This is a genomic window from Azospirillum argentinense (assembly GCF_000632475.1).
In the GTDB taxonomy this organism is placed as follows: Bacteria; Pseudomonadota; Alphaproteobacteria; order Azospirillales; family Azospirillaceae; genus Azospirillum; species Azospirillum baldaniorum.
On record NZ_CP007795.1, the window covers coordinates 862,380 to 886,424 of the forward strand.

Here is a 24,045-nt window from a genome sequence, read left to right on the forward strand (position 1 = left end):
TCCTTAAGCCGATTGCAGGGGGATGGGACGGATGGGCGGATAGCCGATGTCCTGAAGGACCGCCGTGGCGACCTCGGACCGGGTTTCCGGGGTTTCGGGGAAGTGGCAGGCGACTTGATCGGCGCCGCCGCAGGCTCTCAACGCCGGCTGGTCGATCAGGCAGGCGCGCGGCAGCAGGGCGTCGCCGCTGCGCTCGGTGGGCACGCCGCCCGCCGCGGCGACCAGCCGCGCCCGGTAGCAGCGCGGGTGGAAGCGGCAGCCCGGCGGCACGTTGGTGGCCGAGCCGATCTCGCCCATCGTCACCGAGGTGCGGCGGCGGTTGCGCATCCGCACGTCGGCGATGGGCACCGCCGCCAGCAGCGAGACGGTGTAGGGGTGCAGCGGCCGGCGGTAGAGGTTGTCGCGCTCCGCCATCTCCACGACCTTGCCGAGATACATCACGGCGATGCGGTGGCTGACGTGGCGGACCACCGCCAGATCGTGGGCGATGAACAGGTAGGACAGCCCGCGCTCCCGCTGGATGCGCTGGAGCAGGTTGATGATCTGCGCCTGGATCGACACGTCGAGCGCCGACACCGGCTCGTCCAGCACCAGGATCTTGGGGTCGAGCGTCAGGGCGCGGGCGATGCCGATGCGCTGGCGCTGGCCGCCGGAGAACTGGTGCGGGTAGCGGTCGGCGTGCGAGGGGTCGAGCCCGACGAGGCTCATCACCCCGTCCACCTTCTGCGGCCCGTCGCTGTCCCACAGCCCATGGACCTTCAACGGCTCGGCGATGCTCTGGCCGATGGTGACGCAGGGGTCGAGCGATCCGTAGGGGTCCTGGAAGACCATCTGGATGTCGCGCCGCATCGCCTGCATCTCGGCCTTGGACACGCCGGTCACGTCGCGCCCGTCGACCAGCAGCCGCCCGCTGGTCGGCTCGACCAGCCGCAGGGCGAGGCGGCCCAGCGTGCTCTTGCCGCTGCCGCTCTCGCCGACCAGCCCCAGCGTCTCGCCGGCGCGGATGGTCAGCGACACGCCGTCCACCGCCCGCACCGCTTTGCCGGCCTTCTTGAACAGGCCGCCGCGGCGGGTGAAGACGCGGGTGGCGTCGACGAGTTCCAGGGCCGGAGGGGGTGCGGAGAGGGTGTCGCTCATCGGGTGGCCTCCTTCCGGTCGGACAGGTCTTCGTGGAAACAGGCGCTGCGGTGGCCGAAGCGGTCACCGGCCAGCGGCAGCGGCCGCCGGGTGCAGCAGTCCGCCCGCCCGCGGCCGACCGTGCAGCGCGGCTCGAAGGCGCAGCCGGGCGGCAGCCGGGCGACGTTGGGCGGCTGGCCCTCGATGGCCGGAAGCTCCTCGTCCACCGGGCCGTCGAGGCGGGGGATGCTGCGGAACAGCGCGCGGGTGTAGGGGTGGCGAGGCCTGGTGAAGACCTCCTCCATGGAGCCGGTCTCGACCAGCCGCCCGGCGTACATCACCGCCACGTCGTCGGCGTATCTGGCGACCAGCCCGAGGTCGTGGGTGATGAGGACCAGCGCCATGCCGGTCTCCGCCTGGAGGTCGGCGAGCAGGTCGAGGATCTGCGCCTGCACCGTCACGTCGAGCGCCGTGGTCGGCTCGTCGGCGATCAGGATCTTCGGCGACAGGGCGATGGCCATGGCGATCAGCACGCGCTGGCGCTGCCCGCCGCTGAGCTGGTGCGGGTAGTCGTCAACCCGCCGCGCCGGGTCGGGGATCTGCACGCGGGCCAGCAGCTCGATGGCGCGGGCGCGGGCGGCGGAGCGGCCGATGCGCTGGTGGGCCCGCAGCACCTCGACGATCTGCTCGCCGATGGTGAAGACGGGATTCAGCGCGGTCAGCGGGTCCTGGAAGATCATCGAAATGACCGCCCCGCGCAGGCGGCGCAGCCGTTCCGGCGGCTGGTGCAGGATGTCGGCGCCGTCGATCCGCACCTCGCCGCGGCGGACGCGGCCCGGTGCCGCGACGAGGCCGAGCGCGGAGAGGAAGGTCATCGACTTGCCCGATCCGGACTCGCCGACCACCGCCAGCGTGCCGCCGGCCCGCACGGCAAGCGACACGCCGTCGATGACGGTGACCGGTCCGTCGTCGCCGGGAAAGACCGTGGTCAGGTCGCGCAGTTCCAGCGCGACCGGGCGGGGGGCCGTGGCGGGGGCGACGGGAGCCGCCGGCGCCACGGGATGAAGATTGGGCATGGCCTTGTTTGGCATAGGGGGCGTCCTCACAGCACGCGTCCGGAGGAGCGGCGCATCTGCGGGTCGAGCGTGTCGCGCAGGCCGTCCCCCAGCAGGTTCAGGGCGACCACCATCACCGCGATGCAGATCCCCGCCGACAGCGAGATCAGCGGGTTCGACGCCAGGAAGCTCTGCCCGTCGGCGATGACGTTGCCCCAGGTCGGGGCCGGCGGCTGGACGCCGAGGCCGAGGAAGCTCAGGCCCGCTTCGGCCAGGATGGCGGTGGCGGCGCTGACCGTGGCGACCACGATCACCGGCGGCAGGCTGTTCGGCACGACGTGCAGGAACAGCAGCCGCATCGTGCCCATGCCGATGGCCCGGGACGCCTCGACGTAGGTGCGCGGCTTGATCGTCAGGACGACCGCCCGCATCACCGCGGCGACCCGCGGCGTGAAGGCCAGCGCCACCGCGATGATGACCGATTCCAGCGACGAGCCGCGGGCCGCCACCAGGGCGAGCGCCAGCAGGAAGCCGGGGAAGGCCAGCAGGATGTCGATGATCGAGACGGTCACCCGCTCGACCCAGCCGCCGAAGAAGCCGGCGACCGCGCCGATCACCATCCCCAGCGACAGCGAGAGCGCCATCACCGCGACGGCGACCTGGAGGGAGATGCGGGTGCCCCAGATCAGGCGGGACAGCACGTCGCGCCCGAACTGGTCGGTGCCCAGGAGATGCGCGGCCGAGGGCGGGGCCAGCGTGTTGGCGAGATCAGTCTCGAGCGGCGACATCGGGGCGATCCAGGGGGCCGCCACCGCCACGATCAGCAGCAGGGTCAGCAGGATCACGCCGATCAGGAAGCCCGGATGGCGGAAATAGCGCATCAGGGACGACCGCCGCGCCGAAGCGGACGCGGAAAGGGTTGCTGTGGCTGCCATGGGGTCACCGTGTGGACAAGCGCGGATCGACCAGCCCGTAGGCGAGGTCGAGCAGGCTGTTGACGAGGACGACGGCGACGGCCAGCACCAGCACACCCGCCTGGACGAGCTGGTAGTCGCGGGCCGAGACCGCCTTCAGGATCATCGAGCCGATGCCGGGCCGGCTGAACACCACCTCGATCAGGATGGCGCTGCCCAGCGACCAGGCGAAGGTCACCCCGACGATGGCGAGGATCGGCACCAGCGCGTTCTTCAGCGCCAGCCGCCACACCACCCGGCGTTCCGGCACCCCCATCGCGCGGGCGACGCGGATGCAGTCCTGGCCCAGCACCTCCAGCATCGCCGATCGGGTCAGGCGGGTGATGTAGGCCGCGACCGAGATGCCCAGCACCCCCGCCGGAAGCACCAGATGGTGCAGGTGGGTGACGAACCCGCCACCCGAGCTGGCCCCCAGCGCCGGGAACCATTTCAGCTCCTGCGAGAACAGCAGGACGGAGGCGAGGCCGAGCCAGAAGACCGGGAAGGAGATGCCGAACAGCGCCACGATCATGATCAGCATGTCGCTCCACGATCCCTGCCGCTCCGCGGTGAGGATGCCGAGCGGGATGCCGATCGCCACCGCCACCGCGAGGCCGGCGAAGGCCAGGATCGCGGAGTCCGGGAGGCTGAACAGGATCTCCTCCAGCGCCGGGCGGCCGGTGACCACCGACGATCCGAAATCCCCGGTGACGGCGCGCAGCACGTAGAGCCCGTACTGCACATAGACCGGCTGGTCGAGGCCGAGCTGGGCGCGCAGCGTCGCCAGCGCCTCCTCGGTGGCGTAGTCGCCCAGCATGTACTGGGCGGGGTCGCCGGGGATCATCCGGACCAGGAAGAAGGTCACGGTCACGATGCCGAACACCGTGATCGCGAGCTGCGAGAGTTGGCGAAGAAGCCGGTCCATCGTCACGCCTCCAGCAGCGAGACCGGATAGGCGCTCATCGTGAACAGGGAGTTCTGGACGAAGCCGGAGACCTTCTTGGTGTGGGCGATGAACAGGTGGTCGGCGTAGAGCGGGATCACCGGCACGTCGCCCATCACCTTGGCCTGGATCTTCCCGTAGACCTCCTTGCGGGCGGCGTCGCCCTGGGCCTGCCGGGCGGCGGCGATCATGTCCTCGATGCCTTCGTAATGGGCGGTGTTGAGGCCCGGCGGGAAGGAGGACTTGGCGAACAGCGACAGGATCGGGCTGTCCGGGTCGGGGGCGCCGACGACGCCGGTGATGCAGGTCGGCACCGTGCCCTTGTTGCGCGCCTGGAGGTAGGCGCCGCGCTCCAGCACCTTGATCTTGGCGTCGATGCCCACGGCGGCGAGGTCGCTGGCGATCGGCACGACGATCTTGTCGTAGGGGTTGGCGCCCGGCGCCACGAGGTCCAGCGTGAAGCTTCCCACCCCGGCCTCCTTGAGCAGCGCCTTGGCCTTCGCCGGGTCGTAGGGGAACAGCGGGACCTGATCGGTGAATTCCTGGAAGGAGGAGGTCAGGACGCCGCTCGCCTCCGATTTGGTGCCCTTGAAGAAGCCGTCGATCAGCGCCTTGCGGTTGATGGCGTGGTGGATCGCCTGACGCACCCGCACGTCGCCCAGCGGTTTGATCGAGGTGTTGAGGACGAGGTTGATCGTGTGGTTGGCGTCGCGGTCGAGCACGGTGACCAGCCCGCCGCCCTTCAGGCGCTGGATGACCTCCGGCTGCTGCAGGCCGAAGAAGATGTCGATCTCGCCGTTCTCCAGGGCGATGGCCGCCGCCGTCTCGTCCTTGATGACGCGGAACTGCACCTCCTCGACCTTGGGCGCGCCCGCGAAATAGTCCTTGTTGGCGGACAGCTTCACCTCACGGCCCGGCGCCCAGTTCTGGAACACGAAGGGGCCGGTGCCGATGGGGTTCAGCGCGAAGGCCTTGTCGCCGATCTCGCCCAGCGCCTTGCGGCTGACGATCCAGCCCTGGTTGAAGGCCGACACCTTGTGCAGGAAGCCGGAATTCGGCTCCTTCAGCGTGATGACCACCTTGTCGGGGGACGGCGTCTCGATGGACTTGATGGAGGCGAGCTGCCCGCTGTAGCTGCTGCCGGTCTGCGGGTCGAGCACGCGCTCGAACGAGAATTTCACGTCGTCGGAGGTGAAGGGGCCGAAGCCCTTGTGCCAGGTGACGCCGCTGCGCAGGGCGAAGCTGTAGACGGTGCCGTCGCCGGAGATGTCCCAGCCGGTGGCGAGGTCGGGGACGATGGCGTTGCTCGCCTCGTCGTACTTGACCAGCCCGTTGAAGATCTGGGTGGCGACCGTCTGGTTCTCGATCTGGAAGATGCGGGCGGGATCGAGGTTGCCGATGTCGCTGCCGATGCGCACCCGCAGGACCGGCGGTGCCGCCGACGCCGGCAGAGGCCAGCCGCTGCCCGCCACCAGGGCGCCGGCGGCCAGCAGGGTGCCGAACTGGCGGCGGTTGACACCGCTCCGCTCGATCCGGCCGGCCCGTTCCTTGCGATTGATCCCGTCCATAAGCCTGCTCCTCTGTGTCAAAGATTTTACGGGCAGCGCCAAGATTTGTCCGGTCTATTTTTGCACACAATCTGCGCTGGACCCTTATGCCCGACCAAATTCGCAGGAATCGTGCCACCCTGCGACGGACTGTCGCAGACCGCCTATAAATCATTTTAAATCAGGTATTTAACGATTTGTTTCGTGGCATTGCTTATGAATACAGCAATATGCATATCTGCGCAAAAGGCGGGCAGAGGCAGGTTTAAAATGGTGAAACTATGGACTTTGAATGCAAAAAAACCTCGTTGTATGCTGGTTGGGCGCCCGTGATGCGGCGCAGCAGCGGAAGAAGGAACCTCCTGAAATGAGCGATCTTTCCATCTACGAGCGCCAGGGCATCGGCAAACCGCTCGGCTTTGGCCGCAAGTGCGCCGTCCTCATCATCGACTTCCAGATCGGTTTCACGCGCGAGGACGCCTTCGGCGGCTTCAACATCAACAGCGCCATCACCGCCACGGGAAAGTTGCTCGGACATGTCCGCCCCTTGGGCATGCCGATCGCCCATGCCTGCTTCATCGCGCCGGAGGCTCCGGGCGGCATCGGCCCGTTCGGCGAGAAGATTCCGTCGCTGCTGACCCTGACCGCCGATTCCCCGGACGTCGCCTTCGCTCCGGAGGTCGCGCCGCTGTCCAACGAGTTCATCGTGCGCAAGCAGCACGCCTCGGCCTTCTTCGGCACCGCCCTGTCGTCCTGGCTGCGGGCGAACGCGGTCGACACGCTGCTGGTCACCGGCTGCACGACCTCGGGCTGCGTGCGGGCCAGCGTGATCGACGCCTCCGCCCACGGGCTGCGCCCGATCATCGTGGAAGAGTGCGTCGGCGACCGGGCTGAGGAGCCGCACCGCGCCAACCTGTTCGACATGGGCAAGAAATACGCCGACGTGATGCCGCTGGATGCGGTCATCGCCCATCTGGCGCTGGCGGACGCCGCCTGACCCGGCGGTTCCACACCCAAGCGCAACCAAGCGACTTCAACAGGCCGTCGCCGGAGCAGTTCGTCCGAAGCCATCCGGCACGCGAGCGGAAAGCAGCAACGCATGTCCGATCTTTCGACAACGCATCCGGCCCGGTCCGGCGGCGGCAGCCCTTCCATGCCCGGCGCCAGCGAGGCGGAAACCCGCGCCCGCCTCGCCCGCATCGAGAGCCTGAACCCGATCGTCAACGCCCTGCTGGCGGTGGACGCCGACGGGGCAATCCGCCGGGCGCGGGCGCAGGACGAGGCGCGGGCGGCCGGCGACTGGCCCGGCCTGCTCGACGGGGTGACGGTCACCGTCAAGGACTGCTTCGAACTGGCCGGGGAGACGACCAGCTATGGCTCGTCCGACCGCTTCGCCCGGATGGGGCATCGGGACGCCCCGCTGATCCGCCGCCTGCGCGACGCCGGGGCCATCCTGGTCGGGCGCAACAACCTGTCCGAATTCTGCCTGGGCTCGACGAACCAGAACGAGCATCACGGCCCCTGTCGGAATCCGTGGGACACCGGGCGGGTGCCCGGCGGGTCGAGCGGCGGGTCGGCGGCCTCGGTCGCCGCCGGGCTGTGCCGGGTCTCCATCGGCACCGACACCGGCGGCTCCATCCGCATCCCGGCGGCGCTCTGCGGGGTGGTCGGGCTGCGACCCAGCGTCGGCCGGGTGTCCAACACCGGCGTGATTCCGTGCAGCGTCGATTTCGACACCGTCGGCCCACTGGCCTACTCGGTCGCCGATGTGGCGCGCGCCTTCGCCGCCATCGCCGGTTACGACCCGGAGGACCCGAATTCGGTCGACGCCCCGCTCGGCAACTTCCTGCCGGACCTCAAGGCGGGGATCGCCGGCACGCGCATCGGGCTGCCGCGCAACTTCTACTTCGACAATCTCCAGCCCGCGGTGGCGGAGCGGGTGCGCGCGGCGGCGGCGGTGCTGGAGAAGGCCGGCGCCGTTCTGGTGGATATCACCATCGAGGACGCGGAGGTGGCGCAGGCCCGCACCGCCTTCTCGCTGCTCGTCGCCGACATGGCGCAGTATCACCTCGACAAGATGGAGACCGCGCCGGAGTCCATCGGTCCGGAGGTGTTGCGCCGCCTGCAGCTCGGCCTGCCGGTGTCCGGCGTGCAGTACGCGGAATCGCGGCGCTGGCTGGCCTCGTGGAAGCTGCGGTTCCGTTCGCTGTTCGAGCGGGTGGACCTGATCCTCAGCCCAACCACCCCCATCGTGGCCCCGCGCATCTACGACAGCGCCGACATGATCGAGGCGACGCGGGCGGTCAGCCGCTTCACCTACGGCTTCGGCGCGCTCGGCCTGCCCGCCATGTCGGTGCCCTGCGGCTTCGACGGCGACGGGATGCCGGTGGGCATGCAGATCGTCGGGCGCTGGTTCGACGAGCCGCTGGTCTTCCGCGCCGGAGCGGCCTTCCAGGCGGCGACCGACCATCACCGCCAGCGCCCCGCCCTTCCCCTTTGAGTCTCCGGCCCGCCTGACGTCTGACTCACCGAAAGGACCCGCCATGGAACCGTTCGAACTCACGGCCAGCGAGGCCGCCCACGCCATCCGTGATGGCCGCCTGACCAGCGAGGCGCTGGTCCGCTCCTGCCTGGAGCGGATCGAAGACCGCGATCCGGAGGTGCGCGCCTGGATCACCGTCGATCCCGCCCTGGCGCTGGCCGCCGCGCGGGAGGCCGACAAGCGCACCGCCGCCGGCCCGCTGCATGGCCTGCCCTTCGGCGTGAAGGACGTGATCGACACCGCCGACCTGCCGACCACCCAGAACTCCCCGATCTTCCACGGCCACCGGCCCGCCCGCGACGCCGCCTGCGTGGCCATCGCGCGCAGCGCCGGCGGCATCCTGCTGGGCAAGACCGACACGGTGGAGTTCGCCTCCGGCGGACGCAAGGCGGCGACGCGCAACCCGGTCAACCCCGCCCACACGCCGGGCGGCTCCTCCTCCGGGTCGGGGGCGGCGGTCGGCGACCGGCATGTGCCGCTGGCCTTCGGCACGCAGACTGGCGGTTCGCACATCCGCCCCGCCGCCTTCAACGGCATCTACGGCTTCAAGCCAACCTGGGGCGTGGTCAGCCGCGAGGGGATGAAACACTACGCGGTGTCCCTCGACACGCTCGGCTGGTACGGGCGTTCGGTCGCCGATCTCGCGCTGATGGCCGAAGCGTTCCAACTGGAAGGCATGAGCAAGACGCCGCCGGTCACCCTGGCGGGCCTGCGCGTCGGGCTCTGCCGCTCCCCCGTCTGGTCGCGCATCGAGCCGGCGGGCGAGGCGGCGCTGCTGCTCGCCGCGAAGCGGCTGGAGGAGGCCGGCGCGGTGGTCATGCCCTTCGAACTGCCGGAAGACTTCTCGACCCTGGCCGAGGTGCAGGATGTGATCCGCCGCGGCGAGGGACGGGCCTCCTTCCTCGACCTTTACATCAGCGACCGCCACCGGCTGCACCCCGAACTGGCCGACCATTGCGAGCACAACCACGGCATCACCACGCGCACCCTGACCGAGGCCTACGATGTCGCCGACACCTGCCGGCCGCGTTTCGCCGCCCTGTTCGAGTCCATCGACGTGATCCTGACCCCGCCCGCGCCGGGCGAAGCGCCGGAGGGGCTGCACACCACGGGTGACCACATCTTCAATTCGATCTGGACGGTGCTGCACGTCCCCTGCCTCGCCATGCCCTGCGGCCGCGGGCCGCGCGGGCTTCCGGTGGGGGTGCAGCTGGTGGCGCCGCGTTTCCAGGACGCCGCCCTGCTGGCGATGGCCGAGGCGATGGCCCCTGTGGTCGACGTGTGAGGGCGGCGTCCCCCCGGAAACTTTCCCAGACCGGGCGGGTTGGACGGGTGCGGCGCCGCAGCCGGGCGCCCGAGGACGGGAGGAGAGGACGGATGAAGCTCGACGGGTCCTGCCACTGCGGCGCGGTGCGATTCTCGGTGGACGCCTACGCGCCGGTCCCCTACCTGCGCTGCTACTGCTCGATCTGCCGCAAGACGGCGGGCGGGGGCGGCTACGCCATCAATCTGGGGGCCAAGGCCGACACGCTGGAGGTGACGGGGGCGGAGCACATCTCCGTCTTCCACGCCCGCATCGACGGCGAGGAAAGCCCCGGCGAGCGGCGCTTCTGCGCGCGCTGCGGCTCCGCCCTGTGGGTGAGCGACCCGCGCTGGCCGGAGCTGGTCCACCCCTTCGCCAGCGCCATCGACAGTCCCCTGCCGGTGGCGCCGGCCCACGTCCACATGATGCTGGGGTCGAAGGCCAACTGGGTCCCGGTCGAGGCGGGGCCGAGGGACGAGCGCAGCGCCGACTACCCGCCGGAATCGCTGGAGGAGTGGCACCGCGCCCACGGGATGTTGGACGGCGGGGCATAACCCCCGCCGTCCGTGCCGATCAGTTCTTCAGCTTGTAGCCGGTGCGGAAGATCCACCAGACCGCCGTCAGGCAGAGCGCCAGGAACAGCGCGGTCATGGCGAGGCTGATCCCCACCGGCACGTCGGCCTGCCCGTAGAAGCTCCAGCGGAAGCCGCTGACCAGATAGACGACCGGGTTGAACAGGGTGATCTTCTGCCACAGCGGCGGCAGCATGCTGATCGAGTAGAAGCTGCCGCCGAGGAAGGCCAGGGGCGTGATGACCAGGATCGGCACGATCTGCAGCTTCTCCCAGCCGTCCGCCCAGACGCCCAGGATGAAGCCGAACAGGCTGAAGGTGACCGAGGTGAGCACCAGGAAGGCGACCATCCAGACCGGGTGCTGGATCGAGTAATCGACGAACAGCCGGGCGGTCAGCAGGATCAGCACGCCGAGGATCATCGACTTGGTCGCCGCCGCCCCGACATAGCCGAGCACCGTCTCGAAGGCCGAGATCGGGGCCGACAGCACCTCGTAGATCGTGCCGGAATAGCGCGGCATGTAGATGCCGAAGGAGGCGTTCGACACGCTTTCCGTCAGCACCGACATCATGACGAGGCCGGGCACCAGGAAGGCGCCGTAGCTCACCCCGTCCACCGCCGTGAAGCGCCCGCCGATGGCCGCCCCGAAGACGATGAAGTAGAGCGAGGTCGAGATCACCGGCGCCGCGATGCTCTGGAACAGCGTGCGCCAGGTGCGGGCCAGCTCGAACAGATAGATCGCCTTGACCGCATGAAGGTTGATGGGGGAGGTCATGCCCGCTCCTTCACAAGGCTGACGAAGATCTCCTCGAGGGAGCTTTCCTCGGTGTGCAGGTTCGTGAAATCGATGCCGTGGTCGCCGAGCTTGCGGAGAAGCCGGGCGATGCCCGTCTGGTCGTCCTGCGTGTCGAAGCTGTAGACCAGCTCCCGCCCGTCGCCGGACAGGGTCAGGGGGTAGCCGGCCAGCTCCGCCGGGATGGACTCCAGCGGGTTCTGGAGCTGCAGGGTCAGCAGCCGCTTGCCCAGCTTGCGCATCAGCGCGGCCTTGTCCTCGACCAGCACGATGCGGCCGTTGGAGATGACGCCGATGCTGTCGGCCATCTCCTCCGCCTCCTCGATGTAGTGGGTGGTTAGAATGATGGTCACGCCGCTGTCGCGCAGCCGCCCGATCATCTCCCACATGCCGCGGCGAAGCTCCACGTCCACCCCGGCGGTCGGCTCGTCGAGGAAGAGGATGCGCGGCTCGTGCGACAGGGCCTTGGCGATCATCACGCGGCGCTTCATGCCGCCGGACAGCGCCATGACCTTGCTGTCCTTCTTGTTCCAGAGGGACAGGTCCTTCAGCACCTTTTCGATGTGGGCGGGATCGGGCGGCTTGCCGAACAGCCCGCGGCTGAAGCTGACGGTGGCCCAGACGCTCTCGAACGCCTCGGTCGTCAGTTCCTGCGGGACGAGGCCGATCAGCGAGCGCGCGGCGCGCCAGTCGCGCACGATGTCGTGCCCGTCCACCGTCACGGTGCCCGCGGTGGCGTTGACGATGCCGCAGACGGTGCTGATGAGCGTCGTCTTGCCGGCCCCGTTCGGTCCCAGCAGGGCGAAGATCTCGCCGCGGCGGATGTCGAGATCGACCCCCTTCAGCGCCTGGAAGCCGGTGGCGTAGGTCTTTTCCAGCCCACGCACCTGAATGATCGGCTGCATGTCTCCCCTCTGCCTGTCGGTCGGCCCGTTCCGGGCGGGCGTCACCTTAACGGCGGGACGGTCCGTGGTCATCGGGCATTCGGCGCGACGCAACCATTCCGGATAAGGGGGGCCTGATTTGGGAGTCCCGATTCGGGGTGGGGGATGCCCGCCCACAAATGATTTCGGGACAACAGCCCTGCCCATCCCCATATTATGTAAAAAGCACGAAAGAGGACGAGCGCTCATGCCAAAAGATGTTGTGCTCAGCGATGTCGATGTTTGGGAAAGCTCCATCACCACATGGCTGCGTTCCAACGCGGCCGAGGACCCGGCCCACGATGTCGACCATCTTCTTCGCGTTTGGCGCACCGCCAAGGCTCTGGCCGCGGCGGAGGCCGAACGGGAGGGCGGACCGCCGCCCGACATGCTCGTCGTGCTGGCCGCGGCATTGCTCCACGACATCGTGAACGTGCCGAAGGACCATCCGGACCGCAGCCGCGCCTCCCGCCTGTCGGCGGACCGGGCGGAGGAAGTTCTGCGCGGCATGGGCTTCCCGGACGCGCTGATCCCCGCCACCCGCCACGCCATCGAGGCGCACAGCTACTCCGCCGGCATCCCGCCGCTGACCATCGAGGCGAAGCTGGTCCAGGACGCCGACCGGCTGGAAAGCCTGGGGGCCATCGGCATCGCCCGCTGCTTCGCCACCTCCGGCCTGATGAAGCGGGCGCTGTTCCACGGCGAGGACCCGATGGCCGAGACCCGCCCGCTGGACGACCTGCAATACGCGCTGGACCATTTCAAGGCGAAGCTGCTGCTGCTGCCCAACACCATGCAGACCCCGGCCGGCCGGGCGCGGGCGCAGGAGCGGGCGGCCTTCCTGCTGTCCTTCCAGGTCCAGCTTCTGGCGGAGATCGCCGGGGACGCCTGACGGTCCGGGCACGGCATGCGTGTAAAGGCAGGCCCGACAACAACGCTCTGCGCCCCGGGGCGGCGTCGCGTTAGCATAACCTAATGGAGCGTTCCGCGCCGGCGGTTCGGCTCTTGCGGACCGGGCCGCGGCGATCGCGGCGCGGCCCGTTCTGTTGTGCGAAACGACGCAATTCGGGTTGCATCGACCATGAACAAGAACAGGCATCCCGGCGGCCCTTCGCCGGACATGCGCAAACTGTCGGACGCCCTGGCCTTGGCCCAGAAAGGCGATTTGGCACGCGCCGTCGCGTTGTACGAACAGGCGACCAGGGGCGCCGCCCTGACCCTGCAGATCGCGGGGTTCGGGCGGGACCTCCATGCGGCGGTCGGCAACGCCGCCTTCGGAAGCCAGCGCTACGACGACGCCATGAGCGCGTTCGAGCGGGCGCGTCGTTGCGATCCGCATCACCCCGGAATCCTGCTCAACATCGGCAACACCCTGTTCAGGATGGCCGCTTATGACCGGGCCGCCGGGGTGCTCGAGCAGGCGCGGTCGCTGCATCCGGCGAGTCCGGACACGCTGCTCAGCCTCTCGGCAGTGCTGTTCCAACTGGGACGCCTCGCGGAGGCGGAGCGTTTGGGCCGTCAGGCAGCGGCGGTGGCGCCGAACGCTCCGGCGGTGTGGTTCAATCTGGGGACCGCTCGCAAGGGGCAGGACAAGCTGGCGGCCGCCGCAGAGGCCTACCGCCGCGCGCTGAGGATCATGCCCGGGAACCCGACCGCGACGGTCGGGCTGATCCAGACCAAGCAACGGTCCTGCGACTGGTCCAGCTTCGACGACGACGCGGTTGCGCTGGATTCCATCGCTGCGCAGGGCGCGCCGGTCCAAGCCTCCATGATGCTGTCCCACCGCGTTTCCGCCCGGTCGCTCCTGGCGGCGGCGCGGGCGCACGCGCAGACGATCCGGTCGAAGCCGGTGCGGCCGAAGACGAAGCCCGGCAAAGCGGACGTCGCCACCATCGCCTACCTGTCGAACGATTTCCGCCAGCACCCGGTCGCGCAGCTGCTGGCGGAGGTGCTGGCGCTGCACGACCGGTCGCGCTTCCGCGTGCTCGCCTACAGCTATGGCCCGGACGACGACAGCGTCGAGCGTGGCCGCATCCGCGAAGGCGTCGACCGCTTCATCGACATCGACTCGCTGTCCGCGGAGGAGGCCGCCGAGACGATCCGTCGGGATGGCGTCGACATCCTGATCGACCTCAAGGGCTACACCGGCCACCCGCGGCCGCACATCCTCGCCGCCCGGCCGGCACCGGTGCAGGCCCAGTTCCTGGGCTATCCGGGCACCATGGGCGCCCCCTGGATCGACTACATCGTCGCCGATCCCGTCTCCCTGCCGCCGGAGTTGGAAAGCGGCTTCACCGAGGCGGTCGCGCGGATGCCGCGCTGTTTCCTGCCGCGGGACCGGCGTCATGGGGTCCCGCCAGCACCGCCGCGGCCGGCCTGCGGTCTTCCGGCGGGCGGCTTCGTGCTCGCCTGCTTCAACAACGCCTACAAGATCACACCCGAGATCTGGGCCGTCTGGATGGCGTTGCTGCACAAAATCCCAGACGCGGTGCTGTGGCTTGCCCGGACAACCGCGGAGGCTGAGCAGAATCTGCTGCGAGCCGCCCAATCGGCAGGGATAGCCACGGACCGCATCGTCTTCGCGCCCTGGGCGCCGACCTTGGGGGATCACCTGTCCCGGCTCCAGAACGCCGACCTGATGCTGGACACCCTGCATTACGGCGCCCACACGACGGCGAGCGACGCGCTGTGGGCCGGGCTTCCGCTGGTGACGTGCCAGGGACACACGTTGCAATCGCGCGTGGCCGCCAGCCTTCTCCACACCGCCGGCCTGCCCGACTTCGTGACGGGGTCCCTGGCGCAATACGAAAGGGCGGTTCTTCATTGGGCGAACAACCGCACCGGTCTGGAGGCGGTTCGGACCCGACTGCGCGCCGAGCGCGACGGCGGGCCGCTGTTCGACATGAACGCCTACACGCGCCTGCTCGATCAGGCGTTGCTGACGATGCTGGAGCGCCAGCGCCAAGGCAAGCCGCCGGCGACATTCACGGTCGCCGGGTAAAACAGCGCGCAAAACGAAAAAGGACCGCTCCAGAGGAGTCGGTCCTTTTTTCCGGCCCGGATGGGCGGGCCGCCGCGTCGTGGGGCCGAAAGGCCCTGGCGCCGGTCATTCGCGCATCAGCGTCGGCAGGTCGAGCGTCGAGGTGCCGGCCGCCGGGGCGTAGGTGCCGGACGAGACAGCTTGGAATACGATATACAGCGGAGTGGCCGAGAACCAAGCGCTGGCGAATTCCGTAACACCCTTGGCGATGCTCGACAGAAGGCCGTCGTGATGGCTGTGATGGGCGGAAGCGTATGCCATGATGTGTCTCCTCTTTGCTGATGGGGTTATTGTGCCGTGGTATACCCGATACCAGAAGCGCTATGCCCGCAGAGCAGCAAGACCGAAAAATTACAGCTTCCTCAAGCGTTTAGGAACAAAACAGTCGGCTTGGCGAACCAAAAAATGGATACTCCGGTATGACTTCTGCCACATGATTGCGTATGTGTTTGCCGGGGAATCGCGTACTCTCCCATCATTACCCCCGGAGATAATCTGGAGAGCCGTCTGTGCCGGTGCATGAGTGGCCGCAGATCGTGCGCGCGTTGCGAAGGCTGCACGGCCTGACCGCCGCGCAGTTCGCCGTCATGCTGGCCACCACCGAGGAAACCGTCACCCGCTGGGAGTCCGGCACCACCCTGCCCGACCCGCGGGAACAGGCGCTGTTGCGCGACGTGCTGACCGGCCATTTCCGGCACCACCCCACCTTCCTCGGCCTGAAGGCGATGGTGCGGAGCATGGGTGAGAAATGCACCCTCTACACACCCGGACTAATCGCGCAGGCTGTATCCCCGCCGCTGGCGCAATGGCTCGAGCGGCACCGCTTCGACATCGTCGGCTCCTCCCTGCTGCCGCGCATCGACGGGCTGACCGCGGAGATGATGGAGCGCTACGCCCTGCCCATGCTGGAAGGGGCGAGCGACGCCCTGTCGGTCACCTACAACGACCGGGCCGTGGCCTTCCGCAACGCCGTCATCAACCGGCGGCTGAGCGTCGTCCCGGTGGACGGCGTGCGAGTCCTGGTGCTGGTGGACCGGGTGCTCTACCTGGACGATGGTCGGGACACGCCGGACCCGGATGTCCACATGCTCACCGCCGACCAACTGGTCGACGACTGACCGGCCCTTCGAAGGTCCGGCTTGCCCCTGGCGGCGTTGTCTGCTCCATGGACGCCGGTACGGAGGGGAGCCAAGGCCTTGAGCACGGGACTGATTGCACTGTTGGACGATGTGGCCGGGTTGGCGAAGGTCGCCGCCGCCTCGCTGGACGACGCCGCGGGGCAGGCGGCGCGGGCGGGGGCCAAGGCCGCCGGGGTGGTGGTGGACGACGCCGCGGTGACGCCGCGCTATGTGGTCGGCTTCACCGCCGACCGTGAACTGCCGATCATCGGCAAGATCGCGCTGGGCTCGCTGAAGAACAAGCTGGTGTTCCTGCTGCCCCTGGCGTTGGCGCTCAGCCTCGTGGCGCCCTGGGCGATCACACCGCTGCTGATGCTGGGCGGCGGCTTCCTCTGCTACGAGGGGGCGGAGAAGGTGTGGGAGGCGCTGCGTCCACACGCGGCGCACCACGACGCCGACGGAGCGGGCGCCGCCGGGCAGGACGCCGCCCAGTTCGAGCGGGAGAAGGTCAACAGCGCCATCAAGACCGACCTGATCCTGTCCGCAGAAATCATGGCCATTGTCCTGTCCACGGTCGCCGCCGAGACTTCGTCCTTCTGGATGCAGGCCGCCGTCCTCGCGGTCGTCGGGGCGGGCATCACCGGCCTCGTCTACGGCGCGGTGGCGCTGATTGTGAAGGCGGACGACGTCGGCCTGTCGCTGGCGCAGAACGGACGTCCGGCGGTCAGCCTGCTGGGGCTGCGCACCCCCTCCCCCGACGCGCCAGGCGGCGCCGACCGGGCGCTCGCCCCGGTGACCCAGGCAATCGGGCGTGGACTGGTCAAGGGGATGCCGGTCTTTTTGAGGCTGCTCGCCCTGGTCGGCACCGCGGCCATGCTGTGGGTCGGCGGCGGCATCATCATCCATGGGCTGGAGGGCTTCGGCCTGACCGCGGTCGGTCACGCGATCCATGGTGCCGCCGTGGCGGCGGGAGAGGCCGTGCCGGCAGCGAAGGCCGCGGTGGAATGGCTGGTCGGGGCGGCCGGAGCCGGGGTCTTCGGCCTGTTGCTGGGTGCCCTGCTGATCCCCCTGGTGCACAAGGTGATCGAACCGCTCTGGCGCATGGTGACGGGCAAATAGGGCGGCTGGGAGCGAAGCGCGAAGGGGCGGCCCTGCCCGGACCGCCCCTTGGCGTTTGCCCTTCACACGCGGCCCTGCCCCGTTTCCACAATGACAAGGACGCTCCATGGACGGGGCTTGGTGTGCCCGGACCGGCCGTGGGTCCGCCGAGAGATCGGAGCGCTATATACTAGTATATCAGAGCCCCGTCCCTTGGCAAGCCCCCCTTTCCCCTCACATCAGCATGTTCGGCAGGAACAGCACCAGCCCCGGCCACAGCGTCAGCACGGCGACCAGCAGGACGATGGTGCCGACGAAGGGCAGCGATTCGACGACATACTCCTCGATCGGGCAGTCGAGCAGGCTGCACACCGTGTACATGGCCACGCCCACCGGCGGCGTCATCGAGCCCAGCGTGACGATGGTCATCATCAGGATGCCGAAATGCACCGGATCGACACCCAGCGGCGTGACGATGGGCAGGAAGATCGGCGTCAGCAGCAGGACCAGCACCGTGCTTTCGACGAACAGGCCGGCAATGAACAGGAAGATCAGAATCAGCGCCACCACCAGCAGCGGATTGCTGGTCAGTTGGGTCATCGCCTCGGCGATGGTCTGGGGCGCCTGCTCGAAGATGATGGCGTAGCCGACCATGCCCGAGAACAGGATGATGAGCATGATCAGGCCGGTGTCCACCACCGCTTCCTGAAGCGCCTCGGCCACCCCAGCCCAGGTCAGTTCCCGGTGCAGGAGGAAGCCGACCACGGCGGCGTAGACGACGGCGAAGGCGCCGACCTCCGACGGGGTGAACAGGCCGCCGCGGATGGCGAACAGCAGGGCCACCGGGAACAGCAGCGCCCATTTGGCATCGGCCACCGCCCGCCACACGGCGCGCAGGGTCGGACGCTCGGCCATTTCCGGGCGGTAGCCGCGGCGGCGGGCGATCAGCCACACGGTCAGCATCAGCCCGGCCATCATCATGAAGCCCGGAATGACGCCGGCCAGGAACAGCCGCCCGATCGACACGTTGCCGACGAAGCCGTAAAGGATCAGCCCAAGGCTGGGCGGGATCGTCGCGGTGATCAGCGAACCGACCGCGATGGCGGCGGCGGTGAAGCCCTTCGAGTAGCCGCGGGCGATCAGGCTGGGGCCGAGGATGCGGGCCTCCATCGCCGCGTCGGCCACCGCCGAGCCGGAGACGCCGCCCATGAGTGTGGACAGCACGATGCAGACCTGCGCCAGCCCGCCGGACATCCAGGACACCAGCACGTTGGAGCAGTTGATCAGGCGGCTGGTGATGCCCGTCCGGTTCATCATGTGCCCGGCGAGCACGAAGAAGGGCACGGCCAGCAGCGGGAAACTCTGCGAAGCCGAGGCGACCTGCTGCACCCCGATGGACATCGGGATGATGTCGTTCGTGGCGAAGAAGGAGAAGCCGGCGATGCCGATGGCGAAGGCGATCGGAAGCCCAAAGGCCATCAGCGCGAAGAAGGTGACGGCAAGCAGGGTCACGGCACGACCTCCTCGATGTCGCCGGCCTTGGGGGCCGGCGCGAAGACCGGTTTGGGGTGGCTGCGCAGTTCGCGCAGCGTTTCCAGGATCTGAGCGGTCAGCGTGATGGCGAGCAGCAGGCAGCCCACCGGCACCGCGGCGGTCACGAAGGCGTAGCTGATGCCGCTGTCGCCGAACTGGCGTTCCAGGTTCAGCATGGTCAGCCGGTAGCCCATCACCGTCATGGTGACGAGGAAGGCGAGGACCAGCACGCCCAGCACGAGGTCGAGCACGGCCCGGGTGGAGTTCGGCAGGCGCTTGACCAGATAGTCGATGCCGATGTGGGCGCGCTTGCGCAGCGCCATGTCGGCGCCGAGGAAGGCGACCCAGACGAACAGGAGCTGCGCCACGTCCACCGACCAGACCAGGGGATGGCCGAACCAGCGCATGACGCCGGCTGCGAAGACGAGCAGAACAATGGCGGCGAGGAGAAGCATCGCCAGGACGGCTTCCCCCTTGTGAAACAAGGACGACATGATGGCGGTCCCTTGATGGCAGCGGACGGCTTTGGATTCAGAAAGCATCGCCCCCACCCCGACCCTCCCCCGCCCTTTCGTCGGGAGAGGGTGCCTTCCGCAAGGGCGGCCGAACCGACCCCCCGTCAGTTCTGCAGCAGCTTTTCCACGTCCTTGTGGAGTTCGGCGTAGCCCAGCTTCTCGTAGACTGGCGCGGTGGCCTTGCGGAACGGCGTCACGTCGATTTCCTCGATCGTCACGCCCTTCTCCTTCATCTGCTTCTCGAAGTCGGCGAGCGACGCCTGGGTGGCGCGCGACGCGCTGTCGCCGGCCTTCAGCGCCTCTTCCTTCAGGATCGTCTGCTGCTCCGGCGGCAGCTTGTCGAACCAGGCGGCGCTGGTGACGAGTCCGGTGATCAGATTGATGTGGCCGGTCTTGGTGACGCGGTTCGTCACCTCGTACAGGCGGGCGCCGAAGCTGGCCGGGTGCTGGGCCTCGACGCCGTCGATCACCTTCTGCTGCAGGCCGGTGTAGACCTCCGACCAGCCCATCGGGGTCGGGGTGGCGCCCATGGCGCGGATCGTCTCCATCCACACCGGGGCGCCCGGCGTGCGCATGCGGATGCCGGCGAGGTCTTCCGGACCCTTCACCGGCTTGTTGGTCAGCAGGTGCCGTTCACCCTGCCACCAGTTGAAGGACAGCACCTGATGGCCCGACGCCTTGCGCAGCTTGTCCGACCACTGGTCGAACATCGGCGAGGTGACGACCTTGCGGATGCCGTCGTAGCCCTGGGCGAGGTACGGGCCGCCCAGGACGCCGAACTCCTTCACGAAGACGGCGAGGCGCCCGCCGTCCACGACGACCGCGACACCGGCCCCGGCGCGGGCCTGCTCCAGCACGTCCTCGTCCTTGCCGAGCTGCGAACCGGGAAACAGGCGGACGGCCATCTTGCCGCCGGACCGCACCTCGACGTTCTTCTTGAACTCCTCCAGCCCCTTGTAGAGCGGGTCCTGCTGGGCCAGCGCCGTGTTGACGCTGAGCGTGTAATCGGCGGCCAGCGCGCCCCCGGCGACGGTGGCCAGCGCAAAGCCGAGGGCGGCCACGCGCCAGGTGCGGGTGATGATGCTCATGTTTCCTCCCTTTGAGGACAACGCCTCTTGCACGGAGGCGATTGTTCGGTACGCGACTGGTATGGTAGTATACAAGAATGGTGTTGTCCATGGGATTGCAAACGGTGCAGGATGAATCCGCCGTCCAGGATCGTCCGGGCGGGCATCGGCGGGACGGACTGCAAAAAGAAGGGATGGGGAGAGCATGTTGAGGAGGATCGAGCCGGATTCGACGGAACCGGTGGCGCGCCGCGTCTTTCGGGAATTGCGTCATGCCATCGTGACGATGCAGTTCCAGCCTGGCCAGCCGCTGTCCGAGCAGGAGGTCGCCGGCCAACTCGGCGTCAGCCGCCAGCCGGTGCGCGAGGCCTTCATCAAGCTGAGCGAGTCCGGGCTGGTCGTCATCCGCCCGCAGCGTGGCACCTTCGTCGTGAAGATCTCGGCCAAGCAGGTGATGGACGCCCGTTTCGTCCGTGAAGCGGTGGAACTGGCCGTGGCCCGCAAGGCCGGCGAGGGGTTGCCCGCGCGCGCCGTCGCGGAACTGGAGACCAACCTGAAGGCGCAGCGGGAAGCCGCCCAGAGCACCAACCCGGCGGCCTTCCTGGAATTGGACGAAGCCTTCCACCGCACCATCGCGCTGGGGGTCGACTGCGAATACGCTTGGCGGGTGGTGGAGGAAACCAAGGCCCAGATGGACCGCGTGCGCTATCTCAGCCTGCCGCAGGCGACCCCGTTGGACCGGCTGATCACCCAGCACGAGCAGATCGTCGAGGGCATCCGGGCGCGCTGTCCCGACGCCGCCGAGGTCGCCATGCGCGTGCACCTGCGCGAGATCCTGAACTCCCTGCCCGAACTGGCCCAGCGCTTCCCCGATCTGTTCGACAGCGATTCCGCTCCGGCCGAACCGATCGCCGAATCCGCATGAACACTGGGATCGCAGCGCTGCAGAATCCCCAATAGCAGCGCTGTGAGGAGCGCTACGAATACTTCGCTTCGTCAAGGATTCGACTTATAACAGCGCTATGTTGCGCTGCAATATCGATATGGAAGGCATGCGAATTGCGCGGTTTGTCTTTGAGGCGCGCGGTGCGAACATTGGCTCAACACGACAACGGGGCTCGCCCCGCCGCCCGCCAAAGCCAATCGGAGCCTTGCCATGAAGATCCACATCATCGCCCGCCTCGTCATCGTCAGCGGCTTCGCCCTCGCCTCCCTGCTGACCGCCGCCATCCAATAATCCGCCCCTCCACATCAAAAAGGGCCGCGCGGCCCGGGTCTTCCCGGATCGCGCGGCCCCATGGTGTGAGACGAGGGGACGCCGGGCTCAGTCGGCGTGGGCACCGCTCGGCACCGCCGGGGGCGTGACCTTGTTCCGGCCCCACTGGCCGAGGACCACCAGCACCACGATGAAGGCCGTGATGTCGAAGACCGACAGGCAGACGAACAGCGGCTCGTAACCGATCGTGCTGGCGAGCTGGCCGATGATCAGCGAGAAGATCATGCCGCCCATGTAGCCGGCCATGCCGCCAAAGCCGGTCGCCGTGGCGACGTCCTGCTTCTCGAAGGTGTCGGTGACCAGGGCGTAGAGCAGGCTCGACAGCATCTGGTGCGCGAAGGCGCCGACCGAGAACAGGAAGATGGCGGTGATCGGGCTGCTGGTCAGGCCGATCAGGGCCGGACCGATCATGCACACCGCGCCGATGCCGATGCCGACGATGCGCGAGTTGACCAGCGACATGCGGAAGCGCTTGGCGAAGAAGGGCGACAGGTAGCCGCTGAGAACGCAGCCGATGTCGGCGAACAGGAAGGGCAGCCAGGCGAACAGCGCGAACTGCTTGATGTCCATGCCGCGCGTGCTGACCATGTAGAGCGGGATCCAGAAGCTGAAGGTCTGCCACGCCGGCTCGGTCAGGAAGCGGGCGGCGGCGATGCCCCAGAACTTGCGCATGGTGACGACGCGCTTCATCGAGGGCTTGGGAAGCTCAACGTGCTCCTGGCCGTCCAGGATGTAGGCGTGCTCCTCCTTGGTCAGGCGCGGGTGGTTCTCCGGGTTGCGGTACAGCGCCAGCCACAGCATCGACAGGCCGACGCCCAGCAGGCCGGTGACGACGAAGGCGATCTGCCAGCTCCAGGTCACGGACAGCCAGATCACCAGCGGCGGGGCGATCATGGCGCCGACGGAGCTGCCGGTGTTGAACCAGCCCGTGGCGATGGAGCGCTCCTTGGCCGGGAACCACAGGGTGGCGGTCTTGGCGCCCGACGGCATGGCCGCGGCCTCGCTGATGCCCAGCAGGCCGCGGAAGAAGGCCATCGACTGCCAGCCGCCGGAGAAGGCGTGCAAGGCCGCGGCGCTGCCCCAGACGAAGGCGAACATCGCGTAGCCGAACTTCAGGCCGACGAGGTCCGTCACATAGCCGGCGATCGGCTGCATCAGGCTGTAGCAGAGCTGGAACACGCTGACGATGTAAGAATACTGCTCCGTTGTGAAGTGCAGTTCTTCCTTGAGCATCGGCGCCAGGATGCCCAGCGTGTTGCGGTCGATGTAGTTGATGATCGTCCCCAGCATGATGAGCGCCAGGACTTTCCATCTCAGACCACGCACTATCTTCATGACTTCCTCACTTGCCTGTTCATCGGCAGGCATGGGCGCACGCCTTTCCCTTCCGGGAAACTCCTGGCGATTGCAATTATTGGATGGGGCCCAGGGCTTGAACGCTGGCACGCGGTGGGCTCCGCATATGCGGCATATATTAATATATCAGTTCGGCGTGCAAGCGCTAAGTCGGCCGGCCTGTCCTGACCGACAATATGTCGCATACCAGATGGCAGAAAAAGCAAAGGGGCACAGCCCTGTCCAGCGCCGCGCCCCTGTCAGACAACCCCTTGAACGGGAATTAGAATTGGCTCTCCGCAACCTTCTTGACCAGGAAGTCGCGGAAGACCGCGATGCGCTTGGAATGGCGCAGTTCCTCCGGATAGACGAAGAAGGCGTCCACCTTCGACCCCGACTGGTCCGGCAGCACCCGCACAATGTCGTTCAGACCGGTCACCAGATAGTCGGGCAGAGAGCCGACGCCCAGCCCGCTCTCCACGGCGCGGAAGATCGCGTAAAGGTTGTTGACCTGAAGGACCGTCCGGTCGCGGGCGACCGGATCGGTCACCAGATCGCGCAGCCAGTGGGTGTTGGCGAAAGGCGCACGCAACTCCTGCGGATAGGTCACCAGATCGTGGGAGGCGAGATCGGCCACCGTCTGGGGCTCACCCTTGCGGTCCAGATACCGGCGGTGCGCGTAGAGGTGGGAGCGGAAGGTCATCAGATGCCGCTGGATCAGGTCCGGCTGGCGCGGCGGGCTGACGCGGATCGCCACGTCGGCTTCGCGCATGCCCAGATCCAGCTCCGTGTCGGTGATCAGCAGGGTGAGCTGGATGTCCGGGTAGAGCGCCAGGAATTCCCCGATGCGCGGAGTCAGCCAAGTCGAGCCGAAGGCGGCCGTGGCCGTCACCTTCAGCGGCCCCTTGGCGGCGTCCTTGCTCTCGCTCAGCATCGCCTGGGTCATCGACAGCTTCGCGAAGATGTCGCGCGCCGCGTGGTTCAGCAACTCGCCCTGCTCGGTCAGGATCAGGCCGCGAGCGTGCCGGTGGAACAGCGGAACGCCGAGGCTGTCCTCCAGCGCGCTGATCTGCCGGCTGACCGCCGATTGGCTGAGGTTGAGGGCCTCGCCGGCGTGGGTGAAGCTGCCGGCCTCGGCCACAGCGTGGAACACCCGCAACTTGTCCCAGTCCATCATCCCGTCCTGCTTCCCGATGCCTTTGCCTGTTGGGCGGGGTCTGTCAGCGGAAAAATTCGCCGCTCGCCCCTGTTCCAATACTCTTTATGGCAAAACGCGGCCCAGGTCTTCCATCGCGAACGTCAGAGAAAGACGCCGC

22 protein-coding genes are annotated in these 24,045 nt (G+C 68.1%); 9 read left to right on the top strand and 13 right to left on the bottom strand.

What is annotated here, in order from left to right:
* Nucleotides 1-3 precede the first annotated feature (3 nt).
* From ABAZ39_RS26185 to ABAZ39_RS26205, 5 genes are read right to left on the bottom strand one after another with little or no spacing between them, the layout of a single operon-like run.
* On the bottom strand, nt 4-1,137 hold the full coding sequence (locus tag ABAZ39_RS26185; protein ID WP_040136981.1) for an ABC transporter ATP-binding protein: 1,134 nt from the start codon (nt 1,135-1,137) through the stop codon (nt 4-6).
* Nucleotides 1,134-2,207: an ABC transporter ATP-binding protein gene (locus ABAZ39_RS26190; protein WP_308217019.1), complete on the bottom strand. Its 1,074-nt coding sequence runs from the start codon at nt 2,205-2,207 to the stop codon at nt 1,134-1,136. Before ABAZ39_RS26190 ends, ABAZ39_RS26185 begins: the two co-directional genes overlap by 4 nt.
* A gap of 11 nt (nt 2,208-2,218) precedes the next feature.
* Nucleotides 2,219-3,106: an ABC transporter permease gene (locus ABAZ39_RS26195; protein ID WP_040136983.1), complete on the bottom strand. Its 888-nt coding sequence runs from the start codon at nt 3,104-3,106 to the stop codon at nt 2,219-2,221.
* Between the two features lie 4 nt (nt 3,107-3,110).
* The gene (locus ABAZ39_RS26200; RefSeq protein WP_040136985.1) at nt 3,111-4,049 is read right to left on the bottom strand and encodes an ABC transporter permease; all 939 of its coding nucleotides are present in this window, start codon (nt 4,047-4,049) and stop codon (nt 3,111-3,113) included.
* Between the two features lie 2 nt (nt 4,050-4,051).
* Complete coding sequence (locus ABAZ39_RS26205) at nt 4,052-5,635, bottom strand: ABC transporter substrate-binding protein (protein ID WP_040136987.1); 1,584 nt, start codon at nt 5,633-5,635, stop codon at nt 4,052-4,054.
* A gap of 346 nt (nt 5,636-5,981) precedes the next feature.
* On the opposite strand from ABAZ39_RS26205, the gene ABAZ39_RS26210 reads away from it, so the two are divergent.
* From ABAZ39_RS26210 to ABAZ39_RS26225, 4 genes are all read left to right on the top strand, one after another.
* Nucleotides 5,982-6,611, top strand: a complete 630-nt coding sequence (locus ABAZ39_RS26210; RefSeq protein WP_040136989.1) for an isochorismatase family protein — start codon at nt 5,982-5,984, stop codon at nt 6,609-6,611.
* 102 nt (nt 6,612-6,713) lie between these two features.
* On the top strand, nt 6,714-8,114 hold the full coding sequence (locus ABAZ39_RS26215) for an amidase (RefSeq protein ID WP_040137013.1): 1,401 nt from the start codon (nt 6,714-6,716) through the stop codon (nt 8,112-8,114).
* Nucleotides 8,115-8,157: 43 nt separating this feature from the next.
* Nucleotides 8,158-9,441, top strand: coding sequence for an amidase (locus ABAZ39_RS26220; protein WP_040137016.1), 1,284 nt, complete (start codon nt 8,158-8,160; stop codon nt 9,439-9,441).
* A 92-nt stretch (nt 9,442-9,533) separates the two neighbouring features.
* Nucleotides 9,534-10,013, top strand: coding sequence for a GFA family protein (locus ABAZ39_RS26225; RefSeq protein WP_040137018.1), 480 nt, complete (start codon nt 9,534-9,536; stop codon nt 10,011-10,013).
* Between the two features lie 19 nt (nt 10,014-10,032).
* On the opposite strand, the gene ABAZ39_RS26230 is transcribed toward ABAZ39_RS26225, so the two are convergent.
* Entirely contained in the window at nt 10,033-10,806 is a 774-nt protein-coding gene (locus ABAZ39_RS26230; protein ID WP_200478491.1) for an ABC transporter permease, read from the bottom strand.
* A complete protein-coding gene (locus tag ABAZ39_RS26235; protein WP_035680117.1) occupies nt 10,803-11,729 on the bottom strand; it encodes an ABC transporter ATP-binding protein in 927 nt (308 codons plus the stop codon). Before ABAZ39_RS26235 ends, ABAZ39_RS26230 begins: the two co-directional genes overlap by 4 nt.
* Nucleotides 11,730-11,955: 226 nt before the next feature.
* Here ABAZ39_RS26235 and ABAZ39_RS26240 point away from each other — a divergent pair, with 226 nt between their 5' ends.
* Nucleotides 11,956-12,639, top strand: coding sequence for an HD domain-containing protein (locus ABAZ39_RS26240; RefSeq protein WP_051658560.1), 684 nt, complete (start codon nt 11,956-11,958; stop codon nt 12,637-12,639).
* Nucleotides 12,640-12,828: 189 nt separating this feature from the next.
* A complete protein-coding gene (locus tag ABAZ39_RS26245; protein ID WP_051658561.1) occupies nt 12,829-14,748 on the top strand; it encodes an O-linked N-acetylglucosamine transferase, SPINDLY family protein in 1,920 nt (639 codons plus the stop codon).
* A gap of 105 nt (nt 14,749-14,853) precedes the next feature.
* Here ABAZ39_RS26245 and ABAZ39_RS26250 read toward each other — a convergent pair whose 3' ends face one another.
* Nucleotides 14,854-15,048 carry a hypothetical protein gene (locus ABAZ39_RS26250; RefSeq protein ID WP_040137020.1) on the bottom strand — a complete coding sequence of 65 codons (195 nt, stop codon included), beginning with the start codon at nt 15,046-15,048 and terminating at the stop codon, nt 14,854-14,856.
* Nucleotides 15,049-15,296: 248 nt separating this feature from the next.
* Here ABAZ39_RS26250 and ABAZ39_RS26255 point away from each other — a divergent pair, with 248 nt between their 5' ends.
* Together ABAZ39_RS26255 and ABAZ39_RS26260 are read left to right on the top strand one after the other, a co-directional pair.
* Nucleotides 15,297-15,905: a helix-turn-helix domain-containing protein gene (locus ABAZ39_RS26255; protein ID WP_040137022.1), complete on the top strand. Its 609-nt coding sequence runs from the start codon at nt 15,297-15,299 to the stop codon at nt 15,903-15,905.
* A gap of 78 nt (nt 15,906-15,983) precedes the next feature.
* Nucleotides 15,984-17,024, top strand: a complete 1,041-nt coding sequence (locus tag ABAZ39_RS26260; RefSeq protein ID WP_040137024.1) for a DUF808 domain-containing protein — start codon at nt 15,984-15,986, stop codon at nt 17,022-17,024.
* A 213-nt stretch (nt 17,025-17,237) separates the two neighbouring features.
* Here ABAZ39_RS26260 and ABAZ39_RS26265 read toward each other — a convergent pair whose 3' ends face one another.
* From ABAZ39_RS26265 to ABAZ39_RS26275, 3 genes are all read right to left on the bottom strand, one after another.
* The gene (locus tag ABAZ39_RS26265; protein WP_040137026.1) at nt 17,238-18,515 is read right to left on the bottom strand and encodes a TRAP transporter large permease; all 1,278 of its coding nucleotides are present in this window, start codon (nt 18,513-18,515) and stop codon (nt 17,238-17,240) included.
* Nucleotides 18,512-19,030: a TRAP transporter small permease gene (locus ABAZ39_RS26270; protein ID WP_040137330.1), complete on the bottom strand. Its 519-nt coding sequence runs from the start codon at nt 19,028-19,030 to the stop codon at nt 18,512-18,514. Before ABAZ39_RS26270 ends, ABAZ39_RS26265 begins: the two co-directional genes overlap by 4 nt.
* 125 nt (nt 19,031-19,155) lie before the next feature.
* Nucleotides 19,156-20,139: a C4-dicarboxylate TRAP transporter substrate-binding protein gene (locus ABAZ39_RS26275; protein ID WP_051658562.1), complete on the bottom strand. Its 984-nt coding sequence runs from the start codon at nt 20,137-20,139 to the stop codon at nt 19,156-19,158.
* 184 nt (nt 20,140-20,323) lie between these two features.
* Here ABAZ39_RS26275 and ABAZ39_RS26280 point away from each other — a divergent pair, with 184 nt between their 5' ends.
* Nucleotides 20,324-21,043, top strand: a complete 720-nt coding sequence (locus tag ABAZ39_RS26280) for a GntR family transcriptional regulator (protein ID WP_040137029.1) — start codon at nt 20,324-20,326, stop codon at nt 21,041-21,043.
* A 399-nt stretch (nt 21,044-21,442) separates the two neighbouring features.
* On the opposite strand, the gene ABAZ39_RS26285 is transcribed toward ABAZ39_RS26280, so the two are convergent.
* Both ABAZ39_RS26285 and ABAZ39_RS26290 read right to left on the bottom strand, forming a co-directional pair.
* A complete protein-coding gene (locus tag ABAZ39_RS26285) occupies nt 21,443-22,729 on the bottom strand; it encodes an MFS transporter (RefSeq protein ID WP_040137030.1) in 1,287 nt (428 codons plus the stop codon).
* 283 nt (nt 22,730-23,012) lie between these two features.
* Nucleotides 23,013-23,903: a LysR family transcriptional regulator gene (locus ABAZ39_RS26290; RefSeq protein WP_040137332.1), complete on the bottom strand. Its 891-nt coding sequence runs from the start codon at nt 23,901-23,903 to the stop codon at nt 23,013-23,015.
* Nucleotides 23,904-24,045: the final 142 nt, after the last annotated feature.